The sequence below is a fragment of the Terrabacter lapilli genome (assembly GCF_039531305.1).
Taxonomy (GTDB): domain Bacteria; phylum Actinomycetota; class Actinomycetes; order Actinomycetales; family Dermatophilaceae; genus Terrabacter; species Terrabacter lapilli.
Genome location: NZ_BAAAPU010000010.1, coordinates 35,605 through 61,929, shown reverse-complemented (window position 1 = coordinate 61,929; position 26,325 = coordinate 35,605). Strand labels below are relative to the sequence as shown.

Sequence of the window (26,325 nt, the reverse complement as noted above, 5' to 3'; positions counted from 1 at the left end):
TCCGATCTGCGCAATCTGTCCGATATGGGCCGGTCAGGCCATAGGCTGCGCTCGACTCACACGTCCGACAGGGGGACCCGTGCATTTCTGTGCCCAGATCCGCACCAGGCTGGCAGCGCTGCTGGCCGTGGGGCTGGCGGCGACCACGGTCGCCGTGACGGCACCGGCGGCCTGGGCCGTCGACGACGCCTCGCCTCGGCTCGACTCCATCTCGTTCACGACGCCGATCGACGTCGTGCCGGGCGACCCGGTGACCATCTCCTACTCCGCGACGGACGCCTCCACGACCGTGAGGATCGTCGCCTACTTCGTCGACGGAACGGGACGTCGCACCGAGTGGCACTTCGGTGACCAGCTGCCGCTGGCGGGCGTGGCGTCGACGACCGTGCCCGACGGGCTGGCCAACGGGGTCACCAGGCTCTCCCAGCTGACCGTCACCGACGCCGAGGGCCGCCGGACCCTCTACTCACCCACCGGGATGACGTGCCTCCCGGCCTGCCCGGACGCGGTGCACGACCTCCCGCTGAACGTCACACTGAGCGTGACCGGGTCGACACCCGACGTGCAGGCGCCCGTCCTGCGCTCGGTCTCCCTCGCGTCGACCGCGGCTGCGGTGGGCCAGGTGGCACGGCTCGACCTGGGGGTCGACGAGCTTCACCCGGCGCTGACGTCCGAGGGCACCGCCGCGACGGCCGAGTTCACCAACGGTCACGAGATCTTCAGGCTCAACGGCGACCCGGCCGCATACGGCTCCGTCATCGGGGCCGTGCCGATGAGGGTGCCCAACGGCACCTACTGGCTCGACTCGGTCTCCGTGCGTGACCTGCCGGGCAACTCAACGACGTACCGCAGCTCCGGCGCGGTCGCGGTGCGCCCGTCCGGAGCCGTGGGTCCGACCTCGCACACCCTGCCGTTCACGGCGACCACGATCACCGTCACCGGCTCGTCGGTCGACGGCGACTCTCCGGTGCTGTCGAGCATGGCCTACGGACAGGCGGGCGTCGTCAGCGGCACGACCGGCTCGATCTCCTTCGTGGCCACGGAGCAGGCGCTCGACACGGTGAGGATCGAGTACACGTCCACAGACGGCTCGCAGAGCCCCGCGTTCTGGGGCTGGGAGACCAAGGTCACGGGCCCCGGGGTCGCCTCTGGAGTGGTACCGGCCGTGAGCACCGGACGGTGGAACGCGGACACGGTGGTGCTCCGCGACAGGACGGGCAACTACAGCGCCTACCATCGCGACGGCACCCTGGAGTGCAACCGCTCGTGCCCGACCACGCACACGCTCGATCTCGCGGCCCTCGACCTGACGGTCATCGCCAGGCCGGAGGCGCCCTGGTGGGTCGGCGCGACTGCGTCCGAACGGTCGGCCAGGGTCCAGTGGGACCCCCCGGGCGACACCGGCGGCAGCGCGGTCACGGGCTACACCGTCACCGTCTCACCCGGCGGCCGGACGTACACGGTCGGCGCGACGACGCGGGCCCTGACCGTCCCGGGACTGACCAACAACACGACGTACACCTTCTCGGTCCGCGCCGGCAACGCAGCCGGGCTCGGTCCCACCCGAACGACCACGGCCATCCCACGCGCGCGGCAACGGCTCTTCGTCACCGTCGACGTCAGCAACGACCGCCGCGCGGACATCATCGGTGTGACCCGCGGGAACATCGCCTACATCTACCGGGGCAACGGCGCCGGTGGCATCGCCGGTGCCACCCGAGTCGGTTCGGGTCTCGGGGAGCTGCGCGCCCTCCTGCCCGCCCTCGCCCAGCCGAACGACGACTTCTTCGGCGGCAACACGCTGGCCATCACCGACTCCGGCCGGGACGAGTCGTGGTGGGCGTACAACGGCAACCGCCTCACCGGCGCCAACTCCATCCTCCCCGGGCGGTTCAACGCCTACCGGCAGGTCGTGACACCAGGTGACTTCAACGGCAACACCAAGGCCGATGTGATCACCATCGCCGACAACGGCGACATGTTCCTCTGGGTCAACAAGGACTGGGCACACTTCTACACCCCGAAGAAGATCGGGAGCGGCTGGCAGTCCTTCACCGCCGTCGTCGGCGTCGGTGATTTCGACGGCGACCGCCGCAACGACCTCGTGGCCCGCCGCAGCGACGGCACCCTGTGGCTCTATCCCGGCAACGGATCCGGCGGTTTCCGGCCCCGCAAGCAGATCGGCGCGGGCTGGAACGTGTTCGCCCAGATCACCGGCATGGGCGACTTCACCGGTGACCGTCGCAACGACGTGCTGGCCCTGGCGCCCAACGGCTACCTCTACGCCTACCCGGGCAATGGCCGGGGAGGCTTCTCGCCCCGCTTCCTCGTGTCCAAGGGGTTCGCCAGCTTCGTCTGACCGGAGCTGCGGGCTCGTGCGGCCCTCACCCGGGTCGCGGACGGGTGTCGGCCGTCACGCGGTCGCGGTGTGCGCCGCGGGCACGGGCGGGTGCATACTGGCCGTACGTGCTCCGGGGTCGGTGTAATTCCGAGCCGGCGGTTACAGTCCGCGACCCGGCCGCATCCAGCGGCCGGTTGACCTGGTGGAACTCCAGGACCGACGGTGAAAGTCCGGATGGGAGGCAGCACGAGACAGGCCGTCGTGGCCTGGGCCGTCGGCGTCGTCAGACCCGGCCCGGACCACGTGGGCGTGTGGAGTACCCCGGAGTTCGTCCCTGAACCGACGAACCATCGAGGACGAACACCACATGCAGGCTCTTGCTCTGGCCGACCAGACGAAGAACGTCTTCCAGCAGGCCATCGACGCGACCATCCCCATCGGGCCCTACCAGCTGCACTGGCTGGAGCTGATCGGCGTCCTCATCGGGCTCGCCTCGGCCTACCTCGGCATGCGCCGGTGGGTGGCCGCCTGGCCCGTCGGGATCCTCGCCAACATCATGCTGTTCTTCGTCTACCTCGGGGCGGTCTTCGGCGCCGACGAGCGCGTCCCGCTCTTCGGGCAGGCGGGCCGCCAGGTGTTCTTCATCCTCACGAGCATCTACGGCTGGTGGCGCTGGGCGCAGGTGCGCCGGCTCAACCACGCCGGCGACGAGCGGGGCGTGGCCATCACGCCTCGCTGGGCCACGAGCCGCGAGCGCCTGGCGGTCGTCGCCTTCTGGCTCCTCGGCACCGTCGTCGTGCACCAGGCCTTCGTCTGGCTCTGGAACCTCTCACCCAACCCGTTCTTCACGCCGGCCTGGTGGTTCTACTGGTGCGACGCGTGGATCTTCGTCGGCTCGATCGTCGCGACCTACGCCATGGCGCGCGGCTGGAACGAGTTCTGGCTGGCCTGGATCGGCGTCGACCTGGTCGGGGTGCCGTTCGCCTTCGCCACCGACTACGTGCCGACGGCCGTGCTCTACACCTTCTACGGCCTGTTCGTGCTCTACGGCTTCACCCAGTGGGTCAAGGTCACCCGGGTCGAGCAGCGCGACGCCGAGCCCGAGCTCGCCCGCTCGTCGAGCTGAGGACCGTGCTGGACCATGGGTGACACGTCGGCGTCGACCTGGATGCGGCGGGCGCTGCAGCTCGCGGCCTCCGGGCCCTGGCCAGACCCCAACCCCCGGGTGGGCTGCGTCGTCGTGGCCGCCGACGGGACCGTCGTCGGGGAGGGTTTCCACCACGGTGCGGGCACGCCGCACGCCGAGGTGGAGGCGCTGCGGGCGGCCGGCGAGGCCGCCCGTGGCGCCACCGCCTACGTGACGCTCGAGCCCTGCTCGCACAGCGGCCGCACCGGCCCGTGCACGGAGGCGCTCGTGGCCGCCGGGGTGGCACGGGTGGTCTTCGCCCAGTCCGACCCCAACCCCGACGCGGCCGGCGGGGCCGAGCGGCTGCACGCCGCCGGCGTCCAGGTCACCGGGGGAGTGCTCGCCGACGAGGCCGCCCACCTCAACGAGCGCTGGGGCCGCACGGTCCTCCTCGGCCGCCCCCTGGTCACGTGGAAGCTCGCGACGACGCTCGACGGCCGCAGCGCCGCCGCTGACGGCACCAGCCGGTGGGTGACGGGCGAGGAGGCGCGCGCCGACGTGCACGAGCTGCGCGCCACCCGCGACGCGGTCCTCGTCGGCACCGGCACCGCCCTCGTCGACGACCCGAGGCTCACCGTACGTATGCCGGACGGCTCGCCGGCCCCCCACCAGCCCCTCCGCGTGGTGATGGGTCTGCGCGAGCTCCCCGAGGGCGCGAGGGTGCACGACGGTCCCGGCTGCGCCGTTCGCCTGTCCACCCGCGACCCGCGCGAGGCGTTGGACGCCCTGTGGCTCAGGGGTGTCCGCGACGTGTGGCTCGAGGGCGGCCCGACCCTGGCCGCCGCGTTCGTCCGCGGCGGGCTCGTCGACGACGTCTACGCGTACGTCGCGCCCGCGCTGCTGGGCGCCGGCCGCGCCGCGGTCGCCGACCTCGGCATCGGGACCATCTCGGACGCCCGACGGCTTCGGCTCGTCGACGTCGCCGTCGTGGGGCAGGACGTCCGCATCCACGCCGTCCCCGTCCGCGACGACGCCACCACCGACCCTCGCCTGCCTGCACAACCCTGAGGAGACAGTCATGTTCACCGGAATCGTCGAAGAACTGGGCACCGTCGCGGGCATCGAGCACGGCCCCGCCTCGGCGGTGCTGCGCATCGAGGGGCCGCTGGTCGTCTCCGACGCGACACACGGCGCCTCCATCGCCGTCAACGGCGTGTGCCTCACCGTGACCGACCACGATGCGACCGCGTTCACCGTCGACGTCATGGCCGAGACGCTCGAGCGCAGCAGCCTCGGTGCTCTCTCGCCCGGGGACCGGGTCAACCTCGAACGGGCGATGCCCGCGGACGGCCGGTTCGGCGGCCACGTCGTCCAGGGCCACGTGGACGGCACCGCAACGATCACGGCCCGCACTCCGGGGGACCGCTGGGAGACGGTGGACTTCACCCTCCCGGCCGGCCTCGCGGCATACGTCGTCGAGAAGGGCTCCATCACGGTGGACGGGGTGTCGCTGACGGTCGCCCACGTAGGCGACGACTCCTTCGGAGTCTCCCTCATCCCGACCACGCTCGACCTGACGACCTTGGGACACAAGGGAGTCGGTGACGTCGTCAACCTCGAGGTCGACGTCATCGCCAAGTACGTCGAGCGGCTGCTGAGCCACCGTCAGGAGGCCCTGTCATGAGCAGGCTCTCGACCGTCGAGGAGGCGTTCGAGGCCCTCCGGTCGGGCCGGCCGGTCCTCGTCCTCGACGACGAGGACCGCGAGAACGAGGGAGACCTCGTGCTCGCAGCCGAGACTGCCACCGAGGAGTGGATGGCCTGGACCATCCGGCACTCCTCCGGCTACCTCTGCGCGCCGATGCCCGGCGACGTGGCGGACCGGCTCGAGCTCCCGCTCATGGTCGCCGAGAACCGCGACCCGCTGCGCACCGCCTACACCGTCTCTGTCGACGCCGCCTCCGGCATCACCACCGGCATCAGCGCGGCCGACCGACTGCGCACCGTGCAGGTGCTCGCCCACCCGGACTCCGTCCCGGCCGACCTCATCCGGCCCGGGCACATCCTGCCGCTGCGCGCCCGCGCGGGCGGGGTGCTCACCCGTCCCGGCCACACCGAGGCCGCCGTCGACCTCACCCGGCTCGCGGGCCTCTCGCCCGTCGGAGTCATCGGCGAGCTCGTCCACGACGACGGCACGATGATGCGCTTCGACGCCGTCGTGGCGCTCGGGCGCGAGTCCGGCCTGCCGGTCATCACGATCGAGCAGCTCATCGACCACCGCCAGCGGCTCGACCGGGTCGAGCGGCTCGCCACGACCCGCATCCCCACGGTGCACGGCACCTTCACGGCGCACGGCTACCGCGACACCCTGACGGGTGACGAGCACGTCGCGCTGGTCAGCCCCCGCGGGCTGCACGGCCGCGGCGGGCCGGTCGTGACGCGACTGCACTCCGAGTGCCTGACCGGTGACGCCTTCGGCTCACTGCGCTGCGACTGCGGCCCCCAGCTGCAGGCGTCGCTGGCGCGCGTGGGCCGCGACGGCGGCGTCGTCGTCTACCTCGGCGGGCACGAGGGCCGCGGCGTCGGGCTCGTCGACAAGCTCCGCGCGTACGCCCGGCAGGACGAGGGAGCCGACACCGTCGACGCGCAGACGGCGCTCGGGCTGCCGGTCGACGCCAGGGAGTACGCCGCCGGAGCAGCGATCCTGCACGACCTCGGCGCGTCGCAGGTGGTCCTGCTGACGAACAACCCCACAAAGGTCTCGGCGCTGCGCAGCCTCGGTCTCGACGTCGTCGCCGTCGAGCGGCTGCACGGACCGGTGGGCGAGCACAACGAGCACTACCTCACGACCAAGCGCGACCGGATGGGCCACGACCTCCCGGCGACGAGCGAGCAGCACGGCAGCAAGGAGACGGCATGAAGGACGGCGCACCCACCATCACCACCGACGGCACGGGGCTGCGGGTCGCGGTCGTCGCGGCGAGCTGGCACCAGCAGGTCATGGACGGCCTGCTCGACGGAGCCCGACGCGGCCTCGCCGACGCGGGCGTGACGTCGGTCGACGTCGTCCGCGTGCCCGGCACCTTCGAGCTCCCGGTCGCGTGCGCCTCGCTGGCGCAGCACTACGACGCCCTGGTGGCGCTCGGCGTCGTCATCCGCGGCGGCACCCCGCACTTCGACTACGTCTGCCAGGCGGCAACCGTCGGGATCACCGACGTGTCGGTGCGCACCGCCACACCCATCGGCTTCGGGGTGCTCACGTGCGACGACGAGGCCCAGGCGCTCGACCGCGCCGGGCTGCCGGGATCGGCCGAGGACAAGGGGCACGAGGCGGCGTCGGCTGCCGTCGCCACCGTCGTCGCACTCCGCGGCGTCCCCACCCCGTGAGCCCGCTGACCAGCCGCCTCGTGAGCCCGCTGACCAGCCGCCTCGTGAGCACCGTCGGGGTCGCAGACGCGCGGCCCGTAGGCTGTGGCACCGTGAAGAGCTTTGAGCAGCTGTATGCCGAGCTGGCCGAGAAGGCCCGGACGCGACCCGAGGGATCGGGGACCGTCGCGCAGCTCGACGCCGGTGTCCACGCGATCGGCAAGAAGATCGTGGAGGAGGCGGCCGAGGTGTGGATGGCCGCCGAGTACCAGTCGAACGACGAGGCCGCCGAGGAGATCAGCCAGCTGCTCTACCATCTGCAGGTCCTCATGCTCGCCAAGGGCATCTCGCTCGACGACGTCTACTCCCACCTCTGAGGACCTCCACCGCCATGCTGCGAATCGCCGTGCCCAACAAGGGTTCCCTGTCCGACGCCACCGTCGAGCTGCTGCGTGAGGCGGGCTACCGCACCCGTCGCGACAGCAAGGAGCTCGTCGTCACCGACGCCGAGAACGAGGTCGAGTTCTTCTACCTGCGCCCCCGCGACATCGCCGTCTACGTCGGCTCGGGCACCGTCGACGCCGGCGTCACCGGGCGGGACCTGCTGCTCGACTCCGGTTCGGGCGCCGTCGAGGTCATGACCCTCGGCTACGGCGCGTCCACCTTCCGGTATGCCGGCAAGCCCGGCCACGTGGGCACCGTCGAGGACATCGCCGGCAAGCGGGTCGCCACGTCGTATGCCGGTCTCGTCCGCGCCGACCTCGCATCGCGTGGGCTGTCGGCGGAGGTCGTCCGTCTCGACGGCGCCGTCGAGACGGCGATCACCCTGGGTGTCGCCGACTGCATCGCCGACGTCGTCGAGACCGGCACCACCCTGCGCCAGCAGGGGCTCGAGGTCTTCGGCGAGCCCATCCTGCGCTCGGAGGCCGTTCTCATCCGTGGCGACCGGCCCGGTGAGGACCTGGCCATCGAGGTGCTCCAGCGCCGCATCGCGGGCGTCATCACCGCCCGGACCTACGTCATGCTCGACTACGACTGCCCGAAGGACCTCGTCGACAAGGCGTGCGAGCTGACGCCGGGCCTGGAGTCGCCGACCGTGTCGCCGATGCAGGACGAGGCGTGGGTCGCCGTGCGCGCGATGGTCCCGAGGATCGGCCGCAACCGGCTCATGGACGAGCTCTACGACCTCGGTGCCCGGGCGATCCTCGTCACCGACATCGCGGCCTGCCGCCTGTGAGGCCCCGACCTCGGGTCACGGCGGTGACGTGGTGAGCCGGAGCCCGGCAGCGGGGTCGGGTGCCACGTCGGCCCCCGACGCGCTCGCGCCCTTCCGGTCGCGCCGCGGCCGGGCCGTCGCCCTCGGGGCGATGTGGGCGTCACTGGTCGTCTTCGGTGCCATCGCCGTCGTCATGTCGACGCAGGGCGAGGCGGGGTGGGGCCCGGGCGACGGGCTGATGTTCTTCGGCCTCGGGGTGGTCATCGCCTTCATCGCGTGGCGCTACGCCTCCATCGTGGCCGTGCCCAGCCGGTCCGGTCTCGTCGTGCGCAACCTCGTGCTGACCCGGACCCTGCAGTGGCCCGAGATCGTGCGGATCCAGTTCGGTGGGGGCGAGCCCTGGGTGAGCCTCGACCTCGAGGACGGCGACACCGTCGCGGTCATGGCCATCCAGAAGGCGGACGGGCCCGTCGCGGGCCGTGAGGCCTCGCGGCTGGCGGCACTCGTCCAGGCCTTCGGCGAGGCGGCCGAGCCCGACGACCGGCAGGGCCTCGGGTGACGGGCGAGCCGACGCCGGAGCGCATGCGCCACGCCCTCGGCCACTTCGCGACCGGCGTGACCATCGTGACGGGCTTCGCCGAGGACGGCGCACCGGTCGGGTTCGCGTGCCAGTCCTTCGCCTCGGTGTCGCTGCACCCGCCGCTCGTGCTGTTCTGCGCCGACCACCGGGGCCGCTCGTGGCCGCGCATGCGCGAGCAGGGCCGCTTCACCGTCAACGTGCTCCGGCACGACCAGCGTGAGCTGATCGCCCGGTTCGGCTCCTCAGGCGGTGCGCGCTTCGAGGGACTGGAGTGGGCCGGCTCCGCGCACGGCGGCCCGAGTCTGCCGGGAGTCCTCATGCGCATCCACTGCTCCGTCGAGCAGGTCCACGTCGCAGGGGACCACGACGTCGTCGTCGGGCGCGTCCTCGACCTGGAGGACGGCGAGTCGGGGCGTCCCATGCTCTTCTACCGTGGCCGGTTCACCGTCACCGAACGACGTACGCCCTCGGGAGCCGACGACGGCGAGGCCGGCGCCGAGCCCATGGACGACTACTGGGGCTGAGCGGCGCACGCTCCGCCGCCCCGCCCCAGTGGGGCCGCCCTCAGCGGAAGTGGATGAAGTTCGACGGCCAGGAGTAGCTGCCGCGCGCCAGGATCCGACGACCGCTCATCGAGGTGTAGGTCTTGCCCAGCACGGTGCCGCCGTAGCCGCTCTCGGAGATCGCGATGGTGTTGCCGTCGGAGCTGACCCAGTCGACGTAGGCCACGTGGTTGGAGTTCCACTGCGCGACGTCACCGACGCGCGGTCGCTGGTCGACGACGAAGCCCTTGGCCCGCGCGTAGTCGTCCCAGGTAGCCGCGTTGCCGAGGTTGCCGGGGTTGGCCACGCCGTCCCGGGCCAGGCGGTAGGCGGAGAAGTTCGTGCAGTTGTTGCCCCAGGCGTCGACGGGGTAGCCCCACACCCGCTGTCCGTAGTAGCCGAACCGCGTGATGCAGTCCTGCGTCGCGCGCGAGTAGCAGCCCCAGCCGGTGGGGGCCGGGCCGCCGGTGATGGCCCACGTGACGGTCGAGCCCGAGTAGACCGCGAAGTTGGCGGTCCCGAGGACGCGCACCACGGACCCCGAGCCGCTGGTCCACGTCGCCCATCTCACCGCACCGGCCGAGCTGCGCACGACGAAGTTGCCGTCGGTCTGCATGGTCGCCGTGTTGCCGGCCCCGGACGTGAACGTCGCCCACTGGCGCACCCCCGAGGAGGAGCTGAGGACGAGGTTGCCGTCGGTGCGCATGAGCAGGATCCCGGCGGAGCCTGCGGCGACGAGCGACTCACCCGGCCGCAGCGCCTGGCCCGGGAGCAGGCGGTCGTAGCGCACGCCGCGGTGGTCCCACACCGTCGTCGCGCCCTGTCGCACCTGGAGCTGGCCCGAGTCGGCGAGCGTGGCCACCGCGCCGGTCCAGCCGTTCGTGCCACTCGACCAGGCCACGGTGCCGTCGACGCGCAGGATGACGAGGTTGCCGTCCGGCCGAACGCCCAGGCGGTTGCCGGCGCCGGCCGTGCCGCTGGCCCAGAGACGGGTGCCCGCGGAGGTCGCGACGACGAGGTTGCCGTCCGACTGCATCGTGGCGGTGTAGCCGCCGGCGGGCGAGCGAAGGGCGGTCGCGGGCGAGAGCGTCTGCCCGGGCCGGAGCACGGCGCCGGCGAGGTACGTGAAGCCGGTGGCGTTGGTCCCGGTGCCCGCCCGGGTGGTGACCTGGACCGAGACCACGCCGGTGGCCGCGCGGGCGGGCACGACGGCCGTCAGCTGGGTCGCCGACACGCGGGTGAACGACGTGGCGGCCACACCCCCGATCCTGACCGCGGAGACCGACGTGAACGAGGTGCCCCTCAGCGTGACGACGGTGCCGCCGGCGAGAGGGCCGGAGGCCGGCGAGACCGAGGCGACCACCGGGGCGTCCTGGAAGGTGAAGCGCCCCGCCGGCACGACGGCGGAGGTGCCACCGGGCGTCGTCACCCGGACGTCGACGTCGCCCTCGGCGTGGGCCGGCAGGGTGACCCGCAGCTGGGTGGCCGAGAGTCGCGTGACGGCCGTCGCGGGGACGCCGCCGAAGGTCACCGACGCCACGCGGTCGTATGCCGTGCCGGTCAGGGTCACGACGCCACCGCCCTTGGTGGGGGCGAGCGTCGGCGAGATCGCCGTCAGCGTGGGCACCGGCTGGTAGGTGAACTGCCCTCCGGCGACGACGGGTGAGATGCCGCCGGGCGTGGTCACGCGTACGTCGACGGAGCCGGCCACGTGGGCGGGCGCCGTCACGCGCAGGCTCGTGTCGGAGACGCGGACCAGGCCGGTGGCGGGGACCCCGCCGAAGGTGACGACCGTGGCGAGCCCGAGGCGCGTGCCCGTCACGGTGACGACGGTGCCGCCGAGCGGGCCGGCCGGCGTCGAGAGGGAGGTCACCGCGGGGACGCCGACGTAGGTGTAGCGGCCGACGGTGGCCTCGGGGCTCGTGCCGTTGGCGTTCGTCACGCGGACCGCCACGGTGCCCTCGGGCTGGGCGGGCGCGGTGACCCGCAGGGTGGTGTCCGACACCCGCACGATGCCGGTGGCGGGCACCGAGCCGAAGCGGACCTGGGTCGCCTCCGCGAGGTCGGTGCCGGTGATGGTGACCACGGTGCCGCCGGTCACGGGTCCCGCCGTCACGGACAGCCCGGACACGACCGGCGGACGGCCGTAGGCGTAGCGCGTGGCGGGGGTGGCGGCGGAGGTGCCGCCCGGCGTCGTCACCACGACGTCGACGGGACCCGTGGCGTGGGCCGGGGCCGTGACGCGCAGCGTCGTCGAAGACACCCGCACGACGTCGGTCGTCGTCGTCGCGCCGAAGCGGACCGCGGACGCGCGGGTGAGGCCCGTGCCCGTCAGCGTGACGACGGTGCCTCCAGTGCGCGGTCCGGTCGCGGGCGAGAGCGAGGTGATCGTGGGGACCGCGTCGTAGGCGTACGCGCTGGCGCCGCTCGCGAGGGAGGTCCCGTAGGGCGTCGTCACGGTCACTGGGACGCCACCGGCCGCGTGCGCCGGGGCGACGGCACGGATCGTCGTCGGCGAGAGCACCGTGAAGGTGGCCGGGGTGGCGCCGAAGGTCACTCGGCTCGCGCCGCCGAAGCCGGAACCGGTGACGGTCACGACGGTGCCGCCCTGGACCGGCCCGGCGGGGGTCGACAGCGAGGTGACGGCCGGGGGCGCCTGGTAGGTGAAGCGGGCGGCGGTGGTCGGCGAGGTACCGCCGGGCGTGACCACCCGCACGTCCACCGTGCCGACGAGGCCGGTCGGGCTGGTGACACGAAGCGTGGTCGGCGAGACGCGGACGAGACCGGTCGCGGTGGCGGCACCGAACCGGACCGTCGTGGCGCGGCTCAGCGACGTCCCGGTCAGCGTGACCACCGTGCCGCCGGCGGTGGACCCGGACGCGGGGGAGACGCGGGTCACGGTCGGAACCGCTTCATACGCATACCGGTCCGCGGTGCTGACGGCGGAGGTGCCGCCTGCCGTGCGTACGCGCACGTCCACGACGCCGGTCGGGTGGGCCGGCGTGGTCACTCGCATCTGTGTGGCCGAGAGCACGGTGAAGCGCGTCGTCGCCGTCGTGCCGAAGTAGACGGAGCTGGCGCCCGTCAGGCGGGTCCCTGTGATCGTGACGACGGCGCCGCCGGCGGCGGGTCCGGCGGTGGCCGAGAGAGCCGTGAGGGTGGGCGGCGCGACCACCGGCGGCACGGTGAAGGTGAACCGGTCGGCCGCGGTGACGGCGGAGGTGCCGCCGGGTGTGGTCACCCGGAGGTCCACGGCGCCGGCCGCGTGGGCGGGCGCCGTGACCCGCAGCTGGGTCGAGGACAGGCGGGTCAGGTTCGTCGCGGGAGTGGTGCCGAACAGCGCCGCGGTCGCCCGTGAGAGGGCCGTGCCGGTGATCGTCACGGCGACACCGCCGCGGGTCGTCGCGCTGCGCACCGACAGCCCCGACACGGACGGGACGGGGTCGAACGCGAACGTGGAGCGCGACGAGACCGGTGAGGTACCGGCAGGGGTCGTGACCCGGACGTCGGTGACACCTGCGGGATGGGCCGGGGTGACGACGCGGACCCTGGTGGTGGAGACCTTCGTGATCCGGGTGACGGCAGTCGTGCCGAACCACACCTTCGTCGTGGCGCCCACTCCCGTGCCGCTGAGGTCGACCGTGGTCCCGCCCCGGATGGGCCCGGCGACGACCGAGAGGCTGACGGTGGTGGGGACGGGGAGCGCGGCTGCCGTGGCCGTGGACGCCGCCGTCAGCCCCGGCACGCCAGCGAGCAGGGCGAGGGCGACGAGTGCTGCCACGACCCTCCCTGCGCCGGGTCCTTGCGCACGATGGTCACGGGTATCGGCGGGGGTGGGCCCAGGCAGCATTGGTCGATCTCCTTGCAGTCAGCACGTCCGCCGAGCATCTTGCCCAGACAAACCGGACTTTGTACGCGGTTTGCCCCAATTGGTCGGAGGCAGAGCAATTCGCAGGAGGGCGCTCCGGGAGCCGGGCGAGGTGTGACGGCGCGAGCGGCATCGGCGGCGGCCCGCCCCGAGCCAGGTGTGGCCGAAGGTGTCAGTCGACGCGACGCAGGTCGGGCCTGAGGCGCAGCACGACGAGGCCCTGGAGCACGCCGACCGCTGCGAGGATGGCCCACACGATGGGCAGTCCACCGCCGACGTCGCGCACGAACCCCATCGCGAGGGGGCCGATGGAGGCGATGCCGTAGGAGATGAGGAAGGCCATGCCGGTCAGCCGGCCGCTCGCCTCGGGGGTGCGGGCGTAGCGCACGAGCAGGACGAGGGCGAGCGAGAAGGCCGCGCCCTGGCCGAGCCCCGCGACGACGGCCCAGAGCCAGGGTGCCGTGAGCGGTACGAGCCAGATGCCGAGGGATCCGACGACGCTGAGTGCCGCCGCGGGCAGGAGCAGCCGGCGCATGTCGTCGGCACGGTCGCTGAGGACCGGGCCGAGCATCCCGGAGACGAGCTGGGCGCCGCTGAAGGCTGCGGCGAGGTAGCCGGCCGAGCTGCGGGACCAGCCGTTCTCGACGTAGGTGGGGGCCAGCCACGTCACGGCCGAGTAGAAGCACCAGGACTGCAGTGCGAGGTAGGTGGCGACGAGCCAGGCTGTCGGGTGCCGCCACGGCAGCCGGCCGGGTCCTTCCTCGTCCGGCGTGTGGTGGGGGTTGGCCCGCGCGGTGAAGGGCGCCCACGCGAGGACGCCGACGAGGGCGACCACCGACCACGAGGCGAGCGAGGCCTGCCAGCTGCCGAGCAGGTCGGCGAGCGGCACGGCGACCGCCGAGCTGAGGGCGGCTCCGCCCATCATGGCCAGCATGTAGAGACCGGTGATGAGCCCGGTCCGCTCCGGCGGGAAGAACGTCTTGACGAGCCGGGGGAGCAGGGTGCCCGCAACCGCGATGCCGACGCCGCAGACGAAGGTGCCGACGTAGAGCACGACGACGTTGCCACCGGCCAGCCGGCTGGCCGTGCCGACGAGGATGGCGAGGACGGCGCCGAGGACCGCGCCGGCGGCTCCGAGGTGGTGGGCGATCCGACTGGCGACGGGCGCGAAGAGCCCCATGCACAGGACCGGCAGGGTGGTCAGGGCACCGGCGGCGGCGTGGCTGAGGCCGAGGTCGGCGGAGATCGCGTCGAGCAGCGGCGGGATGCTCGTGATCGCGATCCGCAGGTTCGCTGCGACGGCCACGAGGGCCACCGCCATGACCCAGACGGGCGGGAGCGGTCGGATCACACGGTCGCGTTCGGGCACCGTCAGAGGGTAGATGTGTCGAGGAGCAGGTCTGCACGCTCCCTGGTCCGGTCCGCCGCGAACAGCGCGGCCTCCTGGTCGGCCCAGCGCTGCCAGTGCGGCCGGTAGGTCTCCCCGTCGCGCTCGAGCCCGCGACGCATCCGCTGCGCGGGGTCGGCATCCACGAAGACGGTCACGGCGGCATACGCCCTCGCCGGCCCGACGCTGGAACCGCACCCGTCGACGACGAGGTAGCGGCACGGCGGCACCTCGCGGGTGCCCGCCCACTCGTCGCGCACCCAGCTCCAGATCCGGTATGCCGCCCGCTGCCCTCGGGCGAGGGGCTCGAGCACCTGTGTGGCGAGGAGGGCGGGCGCCTGCGCGAGCCCGTCCCAGCCCGGGTAGAGGTGGTCCAGGTGCAGGACGGCCACCGGGCCGGCCGGCTCGAGCGCGCTCGCGACCCCGCGCGCCAGGGTCGTCTTGCCGGCTCCGCTCGGGCCGTCGAGCGCGACGACGACGGGGCCGCAGGCGGGCTGGGCGGCGAGGGCGAGCGCGACGACGGCGGCCACGTGCTCCTGCCGCGCCGGCTGCTTCACCTCGTCCCACATGGGCGTGACCCTACCGAGGCGGGAGCATGGGGCGCGCTGGCCTAGATTTGTCGCCATGCCGGTCGCCACCAGAGTCATCGCCTGCCTCGACGTCGACGCCGGACGCGTCGTCAAGGGCGTCAACTTCGAGAACCTGCGTGACGCCGGCGACCCGGTCGAGCTGGCCAAGCTCTACGACGACCAGGGGGTCGACGAGCTGACCTTCCTCGACGTCACCGCGAGCAGTGGTGACCGCGAGACCACCTACGACGTCGTGCGCCGCACGGCCGAGCAGGTCTTCATCCCGCTCACCGTCGGTGGCGGTGTCCGCACCGTCGACGACGTCGACCGACTGCTGCGGGCCGGCGCCGACAAGGTCGGGGTCAACACCGCCGCCATCGCGCGGCCGGAGCTCATCTCCGAGATCGCCGGCCGGTTCGGCGCCCAGGTGCTCGTCCTGTCGGCAGACGTCCGCCGGCGCATCGGCGACGACGGCAGGCCCGTCGACGAGTTCGTCATGACGACCCACGGCGGACGCACGCCCGTCGACCTCGACGCCGTCGAGTGGTGCGCCCGGGCCGCCGAGCTCGGTGCCGGCGAGATCCTGCTCAACTCGATGGATGCGGACGGGACCAAGGAGGGCTTCGACCTCGAGCTGATCCGCCGCGTGCGCGAGGCCGTCTCGGTGCCGGTGATCGCGAGCGGCGGCGCGGGCCGGGTCGAGCACTTCGCGCCGGCCGTCGAGGCCGGCGCGGATGCGGTGCTGGCCGCGAGCGTCTTCCACTTCGGCGAGCTCACGGTCGGTGAGGTCAAGGACGCGCTGCGCGCGGCGGGGGTCACCGTCCGCTGAGGGCGCTCGCCCTGTCAGACGCCGGGGTCGCCGGGTCAGTCAGGTCAGTCGGGTCAGTCGGGTCAGTCGGGTCAGTCGGGTCAGTCGGGTCAGCGCGCATGGCGCAGTGGCGACAGGAACGCGCCGGTGCTCCGCGCCAGGGGCTCCATGTGGGTGCACTCGACCACCGGGAGCTCGGTCCCGGTGAGGAACGCAGCGAGCTCGCCCGCGGCCCGCACGACGCGGCGCCGCAGCCCGCCGGCGGGTGGCTCGAAGAACAGGAGCCGGGCCTCGGGCGTCGGCTCACGCACGTGGTCCCAGACGCCGACGACCCGCCCACCGGCGAGCACCACCGACGTGGCGTTGCCGCCGCGGTCGACGACGTAGGGCAGGTGCGCCGGCCCGGCGAAGCGGGTCCGGTCGGCATGGCTCTGCAGGTACGGGTCGAGCACCGGCAGCAGTGAGACCTCGTCGGCCGGCGGGGGAGCGGCCACGGCCGTCTCGAGGTCGGTCGCCGCGACCAGGAAGGCGCCGTCGAGGTCCTGGACCGTCACGGGGACGAGGGTTCCTGCGGAGGTCGACACGTCAACGGCTTCGCGCACGGTGACGCGGCGGAGCCCGCTCCACCAGGTGATGTCCGACTCGGTCACCGGGCCGTAGCGCGCGACGTAGCGCGCGACGAGCTCTCGCACCGCGCCCGGTGTCTCCCGGGCGCCGGGCACCGCGCCGGGGAGCACCTCGTCGAACCGCCGGTAGGCCGGCTGGCCGCTGCGCCATCCCTGCCGGCCCCTCCAGCGCAGCAGCCTCGACTCGTCGCACAGCACTGTCACGACGGGCGACAGTCGCTGGTCTGCCCCGATCGCCGCGGTCAGCTGGCGCACCGTCATGGCGCGTCCGGTCAGCGCCGACACGATGCGCTCCGCCAGCGACGAGTACTGCTCGGTCGTCAGTCCGTTCGCCTCGAGGTAGCGGACTGCACGCAGCGACAGGGAGCGGGTGGCAGCCAGGACCAGCGGGACGAGCTCGGCGGTCTCGATGAACAACGTGCGCCGCATGCAGCCGACCCGCGCCGCGCGCCCCTCGTCGAGCAGCGAGTCGAGCTGCGCTGCAACGAAACCCGTCGTCCGAGCGTGCAGCTGCAGGTACGAGCTCAGCGTCATCGTCGCGTGCAGGCCCAGGAGGTCCTCGATCACGGAGAGGACGTCGTCGCCGCTGGTTCCCTCTGCCAGGTGCTGGCGTCGCAGCGTCCAGCCGAGCACCGCCAACCGGGTCAGCTCGGGCCGCACGGTCACGCCGTCACACCGCGGGTCAGCCGAGACCGAGCTCGGCCTCCTGGAGGGCCGCGACGTCGTCGGCGTGCCCGCCGAGCTCGACCCTCGCCACCGACTTGCGGCCGTAGGCGTACAGCACCAGCTCGGCGGGAGTCCCGCGAAGGACGACGGTGCCGTGGTGGTCGGGCAGCTTGGCGGCATACCGTCCGTGACCCTCGGCTATGAGCACGATCCCGGTCGCGGACTTGCGGAACATGAGCCGGGCCGAGCGCTTGAGCGCGGTCCACAGCTTGCCCTGGAGCGCGGCCGGCAGGTCGCGGGGCTCCCACCCCGGCTGGGCGCGGCGCACGTCCTCGTGGTGCACGAAGAACTCGACGAGGTTGGCCAGCTCGTCGACCTTCGGTCGTGACATCGGGTTCCACGCGGGCGCGCCCCGGCGGAAGGTGTCGACGAGCGCGGGATAGTCGCCCTGGGCGATCGCGCGCTGCTCGCGCTCGGCACGGTCCGACAGGAACGGGATGAAGAGCCCGACCACGAGGTCGGGCCGCCGCTCGCGGATGACCAGGTGCGCAGCGAGGTCACGGGTGTTCCAGCCCTCGCAGAGAGTCGGCAGGTCGGGACCGAGCCGGTCGAGCTCGTCGCTGAGCCGGAGGCGTTCGGACTGGGCGTGGCGGGTCATGGGCCCATCCTCGCAGCACGGGTGCCGTGTCCGAGTGCAGTGGCCCGGGGAGGCGGGTCGTGCCTAGGGTCGGACGGTGATCGAGCTCGTGCGCCCCACCGTCGACCTGACGCGGTCGTGGTGGGAGATGGTCGACGACTTCGCCGGTGAGACGATCCACGGCTCCGGCTACCGCCCCGACCAGCGGGAGGTCCTGCGCGACCCGGACGTCTTCGAGGAGTGGGTCGACTGGCTCGGTCGCCTGGAGCGCGCCGACGAGGCGCTACCCGTGGGCCGCGTGCCGTCGTCGAACCGCTGGGTCGTCCGCGACGGATGCGTCGTGGGCACCATCGCGGTGCGCCACGCGCTCACCCCGTCGCTGCTCGTCGAGGGCGGACACATCGGGTATGCCGTGTCGCCGCGGTTCCGGCGCCAGGGCGTGGCGCGCGCGGCGCTGGTCCTGGGGCTCCGGCTCGCAGCCGTCCGTGGGATCGAGCGGGCGCTCGTGACCTGCGACGTGGCCAACGTGGCGTCGGCGAGGACCATCGCCTCCTGCGGAGGGGTGCTCGCCGACGAGCGCGACGGCATCCTCCGGTACTGGGTCCCCACCGTCCCGGACGGGCTGCCGGGTACGAGCGGTGTCGGCACGCCGTGAGAGGCTGAGGGGTCGACCACAGGGCAGGCAAAGCAGAGCACGCAGCAGAGCACGTCAGCAGGGGAGCAGCGCACCGTGAACGTCCCGACCAGATCGACCCTTCGGGAGGGTCTCGCCGTCATCGGCCGGGGCATCAAGGGCCAGCCCCGCTGGTTCGCCCTGGCCGTGCTCGGCAGCGTCGTCTACGGCGTGATGACGAGCCTCACGGCGGCTGCCATCGGCTTCGTCGTGCAGCGGGCCGTGGCGCCGGCCATCGCGGCGCACCACGTGACCGCGTCGCAGCTGTGGTTCATCGGCGGGGTCATGGCAGCCGTCGTGCTCACCACGATCGTCGGGGTCATCGGCCGCCGCATCGCCGGGGGCGTGGCGATGTACAACCTCGGCGCGATGTACCGCCGAAAGGTCACCCGCCAGTACCTCCGGCTCCCGCTCAGCTGGCACCACAAGCACCCTTCAGGGCAGCTTCTCTCCAATGCCAACGCGGACGTCGAGGCGACGTGGAACATCTTCGCGCCGCTGCCCATGGCGCTCGGCGTCGTCGTCATGCTCGTCTTCGGCATCATCCAGATGGTCGTCGTCGATCCATGGCTCGCCGTCGTCGGTCTCACCGTCTTCCCCATGCTGTTCCTGGCCAACGTCGCCTTCCAGCGCGCCATGTCCCCGCGGGTCACCCGGGCCCAGCAGCTGCGCGCCGACGTCTCCGAGGTGGCCCACGAGAGCTTCGAGGCGGCGCTGATCGTCAAGTCCCTCGGCCGCGAGGACCAGGAGACCGAGCGCTTCCGGGCCGTCACGCACGAGCTGCGCGACGCCAACATCGAGGTCGGTCGCACCCGCGGTCGCTTCGACCCTGCCATCGAGGCGATCCCGACGGTCGGCACGCTGGCCGTGCTCTTCGTCGGCACCCTCCGTGTCAGCAGCGGGCAGCTGACGGCGGCCCAGGTCGTGCAGATCGCCTACCTCTTCTCCATCCTCGCCTTCCCCGTGCGGGCGCTCGGCTGGGTGCTCGCCGAGCTGCCGCGCGCCGTGGTGGGGTGGAACCGCGTCTCGGCCGTCCTCGACGCCGAGGGCAGCATGACCTACGGCGACCGGTCCCTGCCCTCCGGCACGGCCAGCCACCTGCAGGCCGAGCGCCTCAGCTACTCCTACGAGATCGAGTCCGAGTCGGGTGAGGCCGCCCGCAACCCGGCCGTCGTCGACGTCGACCTCGACGTGGCCCCCGGCTCGACGGTGGCGATCGTCGGTCCGACCGGAAGCGGCAAGTCGACCCTCACCAACCTCGTCATGCGCCTCGTCGACCCCGACTCGGGGGCGGTGCTCATCGACGGCACCGACCTGCGCCAGGTGCGCCGTGGCGGCGTCAGCGAGGTGGCCGCCCTCGTGGCCCAGCAGACGTTCATGTTCGACGACAGCGTCCGCGGCAACATCACCCTCGGGGCCGACCACGACGACGAGAGCGTCTGGCGGGCGCTGCAGGTCGCGCAGGGCGCGGCCTTCGTCGAGAAGCTGCCCCAGGGCCTCGACACCCACGTCGGCGAGCGGGGCGCGAGCCTGTCCGGGGGGCAGCGGCAGCGGATCGCCCTGGCCCGGGCGGTCATCCGACAGCCACAGCTGCTGATCCTCGACGACGCCACCTCGGCGGTCGACCCCAGCGTCGAGCAGGCCATCCTCGCCGGGCTGCGCGAGGCGAGCTCGGGCACGACCGTGCTCGTCGTCGCCTACCGCATGGCCACCATCCTGCTCGCCGACGAGGTCGTCTACCTCGAGGGCGGCCGCGTCGTCGACCACGGCTCGCACGAGCAGCTGCTCGGCCGGTGCCCCGGCTACGAGCGGCTCGTGACGGCATACGCCCGCGAAGCCGCGGAACGCGAGGCGATCGCCGCTGACGCGGAGCTCGCCGACGGCACGCTGGGCGCCGACGCGCCCGAGGAGGTCTCCCGATGAGCACGCGTTCGCAGGTCCTCGTCGAGCACCACGGGCTCGCGACCGGCGCCGGGCTGACCACGTGGCAGACGCTGCGCCGCGGCGTCCAGCTCTCGCCCGAGCTACGCAAGGGCATCTGGGTCACCATGCTGCTCGCGGTGCTCTCCACCGTCGGGCGGGTGCTCGTGCCCTTCGTCGTCCAGCGCATCACCGACGACGGCATCCTCGCCGCCGGCGGTCCGGACATGCAGGTCGTGGCGACCTACATCGCGATCGCCCTGGTGGGGGTCGTGGTGACCGCGCTGTCGGCCTACCTCGTCAACGTCCGGCTGTTCCGCTCGTCCGAGACCGGCCTGGCGACGTTGCGGCTCAAGGCGTTCCGGCACATCCACGACCTGGCGATGCTGACGCAGAACTCCGAGCGGCGCGGCTCCCTCGTCTCCCGGGTGACGAGCGACGTCGACACGATCTCGATGTTCGTGCAGTTCGGCGGCCTCATGCTGATGATCAACATCGCGCAGATCTCGCTCGCGACGGTGCTGATGTTCGTCTATAGCCCGCTCCTCGGGCTGGTGGTGTGGGTCTGCTTCGTGCCGCTCTTCGTCATCATCCGACGGTTCCAGGGCATCGTCGGCCGCGCCTACACGAAGGTGCGCGAGCGGGTCGGCGACATGCTGGGCGCCATCTCCGAGGCCGTCGTCGGTGCCCAGGCCATCCGGGCGTATGCCGTTGAGGACCGCACCGCCGAGCGCATCGACGCCGCGGTCGAGTCCCACCGCAAGGCCGCCATCGGCGCCCAGGCGCGCTCGGTCGTGGCCTTCACGTCGGGTCAGCTGGTGTCGGGCCTGACGACTGCCGTCGTCCTCGTGGTCGGCACGGTGCTCGCGACGGGCGGCAGCCTGACCCTCGGCGAGCTGCTTGCCTTCCTCTTCCTCGTCAACCTCTTCACGCAGCCGGTCCAGCAGGCCACCGAGATCCTCAACGAGATGCAGAACGCCGTCGCCGGATGGCGCCGCGTCATCGGCATCATCGACACCCCCGCCGACGTCGCCGACCCGGGCGACGAGGGGGTGACGCTGCCACGCGGTCCCATCACCGTGCAGTTCGACGGCGTGGGGTTCGCCTACCCCGGTGGTGCGCCGGTGCTGCACGACATCGACCTGACCATCGCGCCGCGCAGCCGGGTGGCGATCGTCGGCGAGACCGGGTCGGGCAAGTCCACCTTGGCCAAGCTGTTGACGCGCCTCATGGACGCGAGCAGCGGCACCGTGCGGCTCGACGGCGTCGACCTGCGCACCATCCGCTTCTCGTCGTTGCGGTCCCGGGTCGTGCTCGTGCCGCAGGAGGGCTTCCTCTTCGACGGCACCCTGCTCGACAACATCCGCTTCGGCCGGCCGCAGGCGAGCGAGGAGGACGTCCGGCTCACGCTGACCGAGCTCGGCCTCGACGCCTGGGTGGCGACGCTCCCGCTCGGCCTCGGGACCGACGTCGGGCAGCGGGGCGAGTCGCTGTCGGCCGGCGAGCGCCAGCTCGTCGCCCTCGCGCGCGCCTACCTCGCCGACCCCGACCTCCTCGTCCTCGACGAGGCCACCTCGGCGGTCGACCCGAGCACCGAGGTCCGCCTCCAGCGGGCCCTCGACTCGCTGACCCGCGGTCGCACGTCCATCGCCATCGCGCACCGCCTGTCCACGGCCCAGGCCGCCGACGAGGTGATCGTCGTCGACGCCGGCCGCATCGTCGAGCGCGGGCCGCACAGCGAGCTCGTCAGGCAGGGCGGCGTCTACGCGAAGCTGCACGAGTCGTGGGTCGCCCAGCAGCAAGCCGTCTGAGAGTCCACGGCAGAATGTTCGGGTGACCGACGCCAGCAACCTCATCCCCGACCCGACCGCCCTCGACCCGCAGATCGCCGGGCTGCTCAAGCGCGACGAGCACGGACTCGTTGCCGCGGTCGTGCAGCAGCACGACTCCGGTGACGTGCTCATGGTCGGCTGGATGGACGACGAGGCGCTGCGCCGCACGCTCTCAGAGGGCCGGGTGACGTTCTGGTCGCGCAGCCGGCAGGAGTACTGGCGCAAGGGCGACACGAGCGGCCACGTCCAGTGGGTCAAGGGCGTTCGCCTCGACTGCGACGGGGACGCGCTGCTCGTGTCCGTCGACCAGGTGGGAGCCGCCTGCCACACCGGTGACCGCACCTGCTTCGACGCGCGGGTCCTGCCTGCCACCGTCGGCACCCCCGCCACCACCCCCTGACCGTCGAAAGGCCACGTTCGGCCGCCTCCTGACCGTCGAAAGGCCATATTCGGCCGCCTGCTGACCGTCGAAAGGCCACGTTCGGCCGCCTGCTGACCGTCGAGAGGCCATGTTCGGCCGCCTCAGGAGCGTCGAAAGGCCGGTTGTGGCCGAACGTTCTCGAGAGAGATGAGTCGCTGCCCGGGGCCGCCTGGCCTTTCGACGGCGAAGAAGCGGCCACACGTGGCCTTTCGACGGCGAAGAAGCGGCCACACGTGGCCTTTCGACGGTGAAGAAGCGGCCACAACTGGCCTTTCGACGGTGAAGGAGCGGCAACACGTGGCCTTTCGACGGTGATGGGGCGGCCACACGTGGCCTCTCGACGGCCGAGCCGGCGACACGGCATACGACCCGGTGGGCCAGAATGGCTCGGTGCCCGACTCGAACACCTCGCTCGCCGCCGCGCCCGCCCCGCACGCCGATCTCGCGTGGGGGCAGACCTGGCCGAGCCTCGAGGTCTTCACCGAGCTCGCCCTGGAGCACCGCCGCGTCATCCCCGTCGTGCGCCGCCTCCTCGCGGACGCCGAGACGCCCGTCGGGGTCTACCGCAAGCTCGCCAAGGACGAGCCGGGGACCTTCCTGCTCGAGTCCGCGGAGCACGGCGGTGTCTGGTCGCGCTACTCCATCGTGGGCGCCCGGAGCGCCGCGACGCTGACGGAGAAGGACGGGCAGGCGTACTGGATCGGCGAGCCGCCGGTCGGGCTGCCCACCGACGGCGACCCCACCGAGGCGGTGCGCGACACCGTCGCGGCCCTGGCGACGCCGCGCACCCCCGGGCTCCCGCCGCTCACCGGCGGCCTCGTCGGCGCGATCACCTACGACGCGGTCCGGCGCTGGGAGAGGGTCCCCGACGGTGGCCGTGACGACCTCGACCTGCCGGAGGTGGCGATGATGCTCGCCACGGACCTCGCCGTCTTCGACCACAGCGACGGCTCGCTGCTGCTCGTCGCCAACGCCGTCAACCACGACGCCACCGACGAGCGCATCGAGGAGGCCTGGGCCGACGCCGTCAGCCGGCTCGACCGGATGACCGAGGAGCTCGCCGCGCCCGCCCCGAGCACCGTGGCCACCATCGAGCCCATCGAGAGCACCCCGACGAGCAGCCACACCCAGCCGCAGTTCGAGGAGATGGTCGAGGAGGCCAAGGAGGCGATCCGCGCCGGGGAGGCCTTCCAGATCGTCGTCTCGCAGCGCTTCACCGTGCCGTGCGAGGCCGACGCCCTCGACGTCTACCGGGCCCTGCGCGTCAGCAATCCCAGCCCCTACATGTACCTCCTGCGGCTGCCGCACCCCGACGGCACGGCCTACGACATCGTCGGCTCGAGCCCCGAGGCGCTCATCAAGGTCACCGGCCGTCAGGCCATCACCCACCCGATTGCCGGCTCGCGGCCGCGCGGCAAGACGCCCGACCACGACCACCACCTGGCCGAGGAGCTGCTCGGCGACGCGAAGGAGCGGGCGGAGCACCTCATGCTCGTCGACCTCGCCCGCAACGACCTGCAGCGCATCTGCCGCGCCGGCACGGTGGACACCGTCGACTTCATGTCGATCCGCCGCTACAGCCACATCATGCACATCGAGTCCACCGTCGTGGGCGACCTGCGCGACGACCGGAGCGCCTACGACGCGCTCGTGGCGACCTTCCCGGCCGGCACCCTGAGCGGGGCGCCGAAGCCGCGCGCCATGGCGCTCATCGACGCCTACGAGGGCCTGCGCCGCGGGCTCTACGGCGGCGTGGTCGGCTACCTCGACTTCGCCGGCGACCTCGACATGGCCATCGCGATCCGCACCGCCCTCATCAAGGACGGCCTCGCCCACGTGCAGGCCGGCGCGGGCATCGTCGCCGACTCGGTCCCGCACCTCGAGTACGAGGAGACGGTCAACAAGGCCGCCGCCGCCCTGCGCGCGGTCGCCGCGGCCGCGGGGTTGCGGCCCCTGCGCGGTGACGGCTCGTGACGGCCGCGACCGTCGGGCCGACGCGGGGGAGGGCGCTCGACAAGAAGCGCGCCGCCCTCGCCGTCCTCGTCCCGGCAGCCGTGCTCCTCGCCCTCACCACCCGGCCGTGGGCGAGCGGGGAGTCGAGGGACGTCCTCAGCCAGGCCGTCACGGAGGTCAGCGGCAGCACCGCCGCCCCAGGCGTCGTGGGCCTGCTGGCCGTATGCGTCGTCGCCCTCCTCGGTCTCATGACCGGCGGGCGCGTCATCCGGGCGGTCGCGGCGGTCGTGCTGGTGCTCGCGTCGCTCGGGGCCCTCGTCATGACGGTGCTCGTGGCGCTCCGGCCGGTCGCCACGGTCGCCGAGGCCGTCGCGCGTGAGCTGGCCCGCACGACCGCTCCTGCGGCCACCGGCTCGACCACGATCTGGGCGTGGCTCGCGGTCGGGGCGGCGCTGCTGCTGGCCGCTGGTGCCGTCGCCACCGCCCTGTCGAGTCGCTCCTGGGCGGGGCTCTCGAGCCGTTACGAGCGCGGCGAGAAGCCGGCCAGCGGTCCCCGCGGAGAGGTGCGCACGACCTGGGACGAGCTGTCCGAGGGCCGGGACCCGACCCTGGACAACGACTCCGACGAGACCTGACAGAATGGTCCGGGCCGGCTCGCCCCGGCCGGACCGACCTGACGAGAGAGGACGCCATGGAAGAGCAGCACGAGGACCACGGCCACAGCACCGCCGCGTGGACGGGGGTCGGCGTCATCCTGGTCGGTGCTGCCGTCGCCGCGGTCGGAGTCGCGATCCCGAGCGTCCTCCTGGGCATCATCGGGGCCGTCATCATCATCGCGGGCGTCGTCGCCGGCAAGGTGCTCTCCATGGCCGGCTACGGCGCGGATGCGCACCACGCCCAGGCCGGGTCGTCGATCGACGCCCCCGACGAGGCAGGCGCCCAGACCCTCGGCAAGAGCTGAGAGCGGTGCCCACGGTTCTCGACGGGATCATCAGCGGCGTCCGCGAGGATCTCGGGCGCCGTCGTGCCGCCCTGCCGGTCGGTGCGCTCGAGTCGCGCCTGTCCGAGGTCGCGCCCGCGCTCGACCCGATGCCCGGCATCCGGTCCGCCGAGGGCGTGGCCGTCATCGCGGAGGTCAAGCGGTCGAGCCCCAGCAAGGGCGCGCTCGCCGACATCCCCGAGCCCGGCCTGCTGGCGAGGTCGTATGCCGCCGGGGGAGCGAGCGCCATCAGCGTGCTCACCGAGGAGCGCCGGTTCTCCGGCAGCCTGGCCGACCTCGACGAGGTCCGCGCCGCCGTGCGGACCCCCTTGCTGCGCAAGGACTTCATGGTGGACCCCTACCAGGTGACCGAGGCCCGGGTGCACGGTGCCGACCTCGTCCTGCTCATCGTCGCGGCGCTCGACGACGCGCTCCTGCGTGACCTGTCCGACCAGGCCCGCGAGCTCGGCATGACGACCCTCGTCGAGGTGCACGACGCGGCCGAGCTCGACCGCGCCCTCGCGCTCGACCCCGCCCTGGTCGGCGTCAACGCCCGCAACCTCAAGACCCTCGAGGTCGACCCCCGCACCGTCACCGACCTGCTGCCCCGCATCCCCGACCACATCGTCGGGGTGGCGGAGTCCGGCGTCGGAGGCCCCGCCGACGTCGCCCGCTACGTGCGGGCCGGGGCCGGGGCCGTGCTCGTGGGCGAGGCCCTCGTCAAGGACGGCGCGCCCGAGACGGCGATCCGCGCCTTCATCGACGCCGCGTCCGAGGTCCGGGCCGCCGCCCGGGCCGGCGCGGCAGGAGAGTGAG

General features: G+C 72.8%; 24 protein-coding genes and 1 riboswitch. Of the genes, 19 read left to right on the top strand and 5 right to left on the bottom strand.

Going from position 1 to position 26,325, the window contains the following annotated elements:
- Positions 1–79 precede the first annotated feature (79 nt).
- The 10 genes from ABD241_RS17200 (at position 80) to ABD241_RS17155 (ending at position 9,152) form a co-directional block, all read left to right on the top strand.
- A complete protein-coding gene (locus ABD241_RS17200; protein WP_344065505.1) occupies positions 80–2,359 on the top strand; it encodes an FG-GAP-like repeat-containing protein in 2,280 nt (759 codons plus the stop codon).
- Positions 2,360–2,463: 104 nt separating this feature from the next.
- Positions 2,464–2,592, top strand: a riboswitch (FMN riboswitch).
- 116 nt (positions 2,593–2,708) lie between these two features.
- On the top strand, positions 2,709–3,467 hold the full coding sequence (gene pnuC, locus ABD241_RS17195; protein WP_344065502.1) for a nicotinamide riboside transporter PnuC: 759 nt from the start codon (positions 2,709–2,711) through the stop codon (positions 3,465–3,467).
- Between the two features lie 15 nt (positions 3,468–3,482).
- The gene (gene ribD / locus ABD241_RS17190; RefSeq protein ID WP_344065499.1) at positions 3,483–4,535 is read left to right on the top strand and encodes a bifunctional diaminohydroxyphosphoribosylaminopyrimidine deaminase/5-amino-6-(5-phosphoribosylamino)uracil reductase RibD; all 1,053 of its coding nucleotides are present in this window, start codon (positions 3,483–3,485) and stop codon (positions 4,533–4,535) included.
- 10 nt (positions 4,536–4,545) lie between these two features.
- Positions 4,546–5,151 carry a riboflavin synthase gene (locus ABD241_RS17185; RefSeq protein ID WP_344065496.1) on the top strand — a complete coding sequence of 202 codons (606 nt, stop codon included), beginning with the start codon at positions 4,546–4,548 and terminating at the stop codon, positions 5,149–5,151.
- A complete protein-coding gene (gene ribB / locus ABD241_RS17180) occupies positions 5,148–6,386 on the top strand; it encodes a 3,4-dihydroxy-2-butanone-4-phosphate synthase (protein WP_344065493.1) in 1,239 nt (412 codons plus the stop codon). The genes ABD241_RS17185 and ribB overlap by 4 nt, the downstream gene beginning before the upstream one ends.
- A complete protein-coding gene (gene ribH / locus ABD241_RS17175; RefSeq protein ID WP_142221662.1) occupies positions 6,383–6,853 on the top strand; it encodes a 6,7-dimethyl-8-ribityllumazine synthase in 471 nt (156 codons plus the stop codon). Before ribB ends, ribH begins: the two co-directional genes overlap by 4 nt.
- Before the next feature lie 92 nt (positions 6,854–6,945).
- Positions 6,946–7,209 carry a phosphoribosyl-ATP diphosphatase gene (locus tag ABD241_RS17170; protein WP_344065489.1) on the top strand — a complete coding sequence of 88 codons (264 nt, stop codon included), beginning with the start codon at positions 6,946–6,948 and terminating at the stop codon, positions 7,207–7,209.
- Between the two features lie 14 nt (positions 7,210–7,223).
- Positions 7,224–8,069 carry an ATP phosphoribosyltransferase gene (hisG, locus tag ABD241_RS17165; RefSeq protein ID WP_344065485.1) on the top strand — a complete coding sequence of 282 codons (846 nt, stop codon included), beginning with the start codon at positions 7,224–7,226 and terminating at the stop codon, positions 8,067–8,069.
- A 31-nt stretch (positions 8,070–8,100) separates the two neighbouring features.
- Entirely contained in the window at positions 8,101–8,607 is a 507-nt protein-coding gene (locus ABD241_RS17160; protein WP_344065482.1) for a PH domain-containing protein, read from the top strand.
- 23 nt (positions 8,608–8,630) lie between these two features.
- Positions 8,631–9,152, top strand: a complete 522-nt coding sequence (locus ABD241_RS17155; RefSeq protein WP_344065480.1) for a flavin reductase family protein — start codon at positions 8,631–8,633, stop codon at positions 9,150–9,152.
- A 40-nt stretch (positions 9,153–9,192) separates the two neighbouring features.
- Here ABD241_RS17155 and ABD241_RS17150 read toward each other — a convergent pair whose 3' ends face one another.
- The 3 genes from ABD241_RS17150 to ABD241_RS17140 form a co-directional block, all read right to left on the bottom strand.
- Entirely contained in the window at positions 9,193–12,951 is a 3,759-nt protein-coding gene (locus ABD241_RS17150; RefSeq protein ID WP_344065477.1) for an IPT/TIG domain-containing protein, read from the bottom strand.
- A gap of 259 nt (positions 12,952–13,210) precedes the next feature.
- Positions 13,211–14,407, bottom strand: a complete 1,197-nt coding sequence (locus ABD241_RS17145; protein WP_344065474.1) for an MFS transporter — start codon at positions 14,405–14,407, stop codon at positions 13,211–13,213.
- Between the two features lie 2 nt (positions 14,408–14,409).
- Positions 14,410–14,994, bottom strand: coding sequence for a uridine kinase family protein (locus ABD241_RS17140; RefSeq protein WP_344065471.1), 585 nt, complete (start codon positions 14,992–14,994; stop codon positions 14,410–14,412).
- Between the two features lie 55 nt (positions 14,995–15,049).
- On the opposite strand from ABD241_RS17140, the gene hisF reads away from it, so the two are divergent.
- Positions 15,050–15,823: an imidazole glycerol phosphate synthase subunit HisF gene (gene hisF / locus ABD241_RS17135; protein WP_344065468.1), complete on the top strand. Its 774-nt coding sequence runs from the start codon at positions 15,050–15,052 to the stop codon at positions 15,821–15,823.
- 89 nt (positions 15,824–15,912) lie between these two features.
- Here hisF and ABD241_RS17130 read toward each other — a convergent pair whose 3' ends face one another.
- Together ABD241_RS17130 and ABD241_RS17125 are read right to left on the bottom strand one after the other, a co-directional pair.
- The gene (locus ABD241_RS17130) at positions 15,913–17,094 is read right to left on the bottom strand and encodes a winged helix DNA-binding domain-containing protein (RefSeq protein ID WP_344065465.1); all 1,182 of its coding nucleotides are present in this window, start codon (positions 17,092–17,094) and stop codon (positions 15,913–15,915) included.
- A 16-nt stretch (positions 17,095–17,110) separates the two neighbouring features.
- A complete protein-coding gene (locus ABD241_RS17125) occupies positions 17,111–17,752 on the bottom strand; it encodes a TIGR03085 family metal-binding protein (protein WP_344065462.1) in 642 nt (213 codons plus the stop codon).
- Positions 17,753–17,828: 76 nt separating this feature from the next.
- Here ABD241_RS17125 and ABD241_RS17120 point away from each other — a divergent pair, with 76 nt between their 5' ends.
- From ABD241_RS17120 to trpC, 8 genes are all read left to right on the top strand, one after another.
- Entirely contained in the window at positions 17,829–18,386 is a 558-nt protein-coding gene (locus tag ABD241_RS17120; RefSeq protein WP_344065459.1) for a GNAT family N-acetyltransferase, read from the top strand.
- Positions 18,387–18,461: 75 nt separating this feature from the next.
- The gene (locus tag ABD241_RS17115; protein ID WP_344065456.1) at positions 18,462–20,327 is read left to right on the top strand and encodes an ABC transporter ATP-binding protein; all 1,866 of its coding nucleotides are present in this window, start codon (positions 18,462–18,464) and stop codon (positions 20,325–20,327) included.
- Positions 20,324–22,135, top strand: coding sequence for an ABC transporter ATP-binding protein (locus ABD241_RS17110; RefSeq protein ID WP_344065453.1), 1,812 nt, complete (start codon positions 20,324–20,326; stop codon positions 22,133–22,135). The genes ABD241_RS17115 and ABD241_RS17110 overlap by 4 nt, the downstream gene beginning before the upstream one ends.
- Positions 22,136–22,157: 22 nt before the next feature.
- Positions 22,158–22,556 (top strand): phosphoribosyl-AMP cyclohydrolase, encoded by a 399-nt coding sequence (hisI, locus tag ABD241_RS17105; RefSeq protein WP_344065450.1) that lies wholly within the window; start codon positions 22,158–22,160, stop codon positions 22,554–22,556.
- Between the two features lie 411 nt (positions 22,557–22,967).
- Positions 22,968–24,551 (top strand): anthranilate synthase component I, encoded by a 1,584-nt coding sequence (locus tag ABD241_RS17100; RefSeq protein WP_344065447.1) that lies wholly within the window; start codon positions 22,968–22,970, stop codon positions 24,549–24,551.
- Positions 24,548–25,165 (top strand): Trp biosynthesis-associated membrane protein, encoded by a 618-nt coding sequence (locus ABD241_RS17095; protein WP_344065444.1) that lies wholly within the window; start codon positions 24,548–24,550, stop codon positions 25,163–25,165. The genes ABD241_RS17100 and ABD241_RS17095 overlap by 4 nt, the downstream gene beginning before the upstream one ends.
- 56 nt (positions 25,166–25,221) lie before the next feature.
- The gene (locus ABD241_RS17090) at positions 25,222–25,491 is read left to right on the top strand and encodes an HGxxPAAW family protein (RefSeq protein ID WP_344065441.1); all 270 of its coding nucleotides are present in this window, start codon (positions 25,222–25,224) and stop codon (positions 25,489–25,491) included.
- 5 nt (positions 25,492–25,496) lie between these two features.
- Positions 25,497–26,324, top strand: coding sequence for an indole-3-glycerol phosphate synthase TrpC (gene trpC / locus ABD241_RS17085; protein ID WP_344065438.1), 828 nt, complete (start codon positions 25,497–25,499; stop codon positions 26,322–26,324).
- Position 26,325: the final 1 nt, after the last annotated feature.

What these genes read in the sequence shown, in the direction of transcription:
- ribH (WP_142221662.1), top strand. Translation starts at nt 6,383, where the DNA reads ATGAAGGACGGCGCACCCACCATCACCACCGACGGCACGGGGCTGCGG.
- ribB (WP_344065493.1), top strand. Translation starts at nt 5,148, where the DNA reads ATGAGCAGGCTCTCGACCGTCGAGGAGGCGTTCGAGGCCCTCCGGTCG.
- ABD241_RS17185 (WP_344065496.1), top strand. Translation starts at nt 4,546, where the DNA reads ATGTTCACCGGAATCGTCGAAGAACTGGGCACCGTCGCGGGCATCGAG.
- hisF (WP_344065468.1), top strand. Translation starts at nt 15,050, where the DNA reads ATGCCGGTCGCCACCAGAGTCATCGCCTGCCTCGACGTCGACGCCGGA.
- ABD241_RS17090 (WP_344065441.1), top strand. Translation starts at nt 25,222, where the DNA reads ATGGAAGAGCAGCACGAGGACCACGGCCACAGCACCGCCGCGTGGACG.
- ABD241_RS17140 (WP_344065471.1), bottom strand. Translation starts at nt 14,994, where the DNA reads ATGTGGGACGAGGTGAAGCAGCCGGCGCGGCAGGAGCACGTGGCCGCC.
- ABD241_RS17110 (WP_344065453.1), top strand. Translation starts at nt 20,324, where the DNA reads ATGAGCACGCGTTCGCAGGTCCTCGTCGAGCACCACGGGCTCGCGACC.
- ABD241_RS17125 (WP_344065462.1), bottom strand. Translation starts at nt 17,752, where the DNA reads ATGACCCGCCACGCCCAGTCCGAACGCCTCCGGCTCAGCGACGAGCTC.
- hisG (WP_344065485.1), top strand. Translation starts at nt 7,224, where the DNA reads ATGCTGCGAATCGCCGTGCCCAACAAGGGTTCCCTGTCCGACGCCACC.
- pnuC (WP_344065502.1), top strand. Translation starts at nt 2,709, where the DNA reads ATGCAGGCTCTTGCTCTGGCCGACCAGACGAAGAACGTCTTCCAGCAG.
- ABD241_RS17155 (WP_344065480.1), top strand. Translation starts at nt 8,631, where the DNA reads ATGCGCCACGCCCTCGGCCACTTCGCGACCGGCGTGACCATCGTGACG.
- ribD (WP_344065499.1), top strand. Translation starts at nt 3,483, where the DNA reads ATGGGTGACACGTCGGCGTCGACCTGGATGCGGCGGGCGCTGCAGCTC.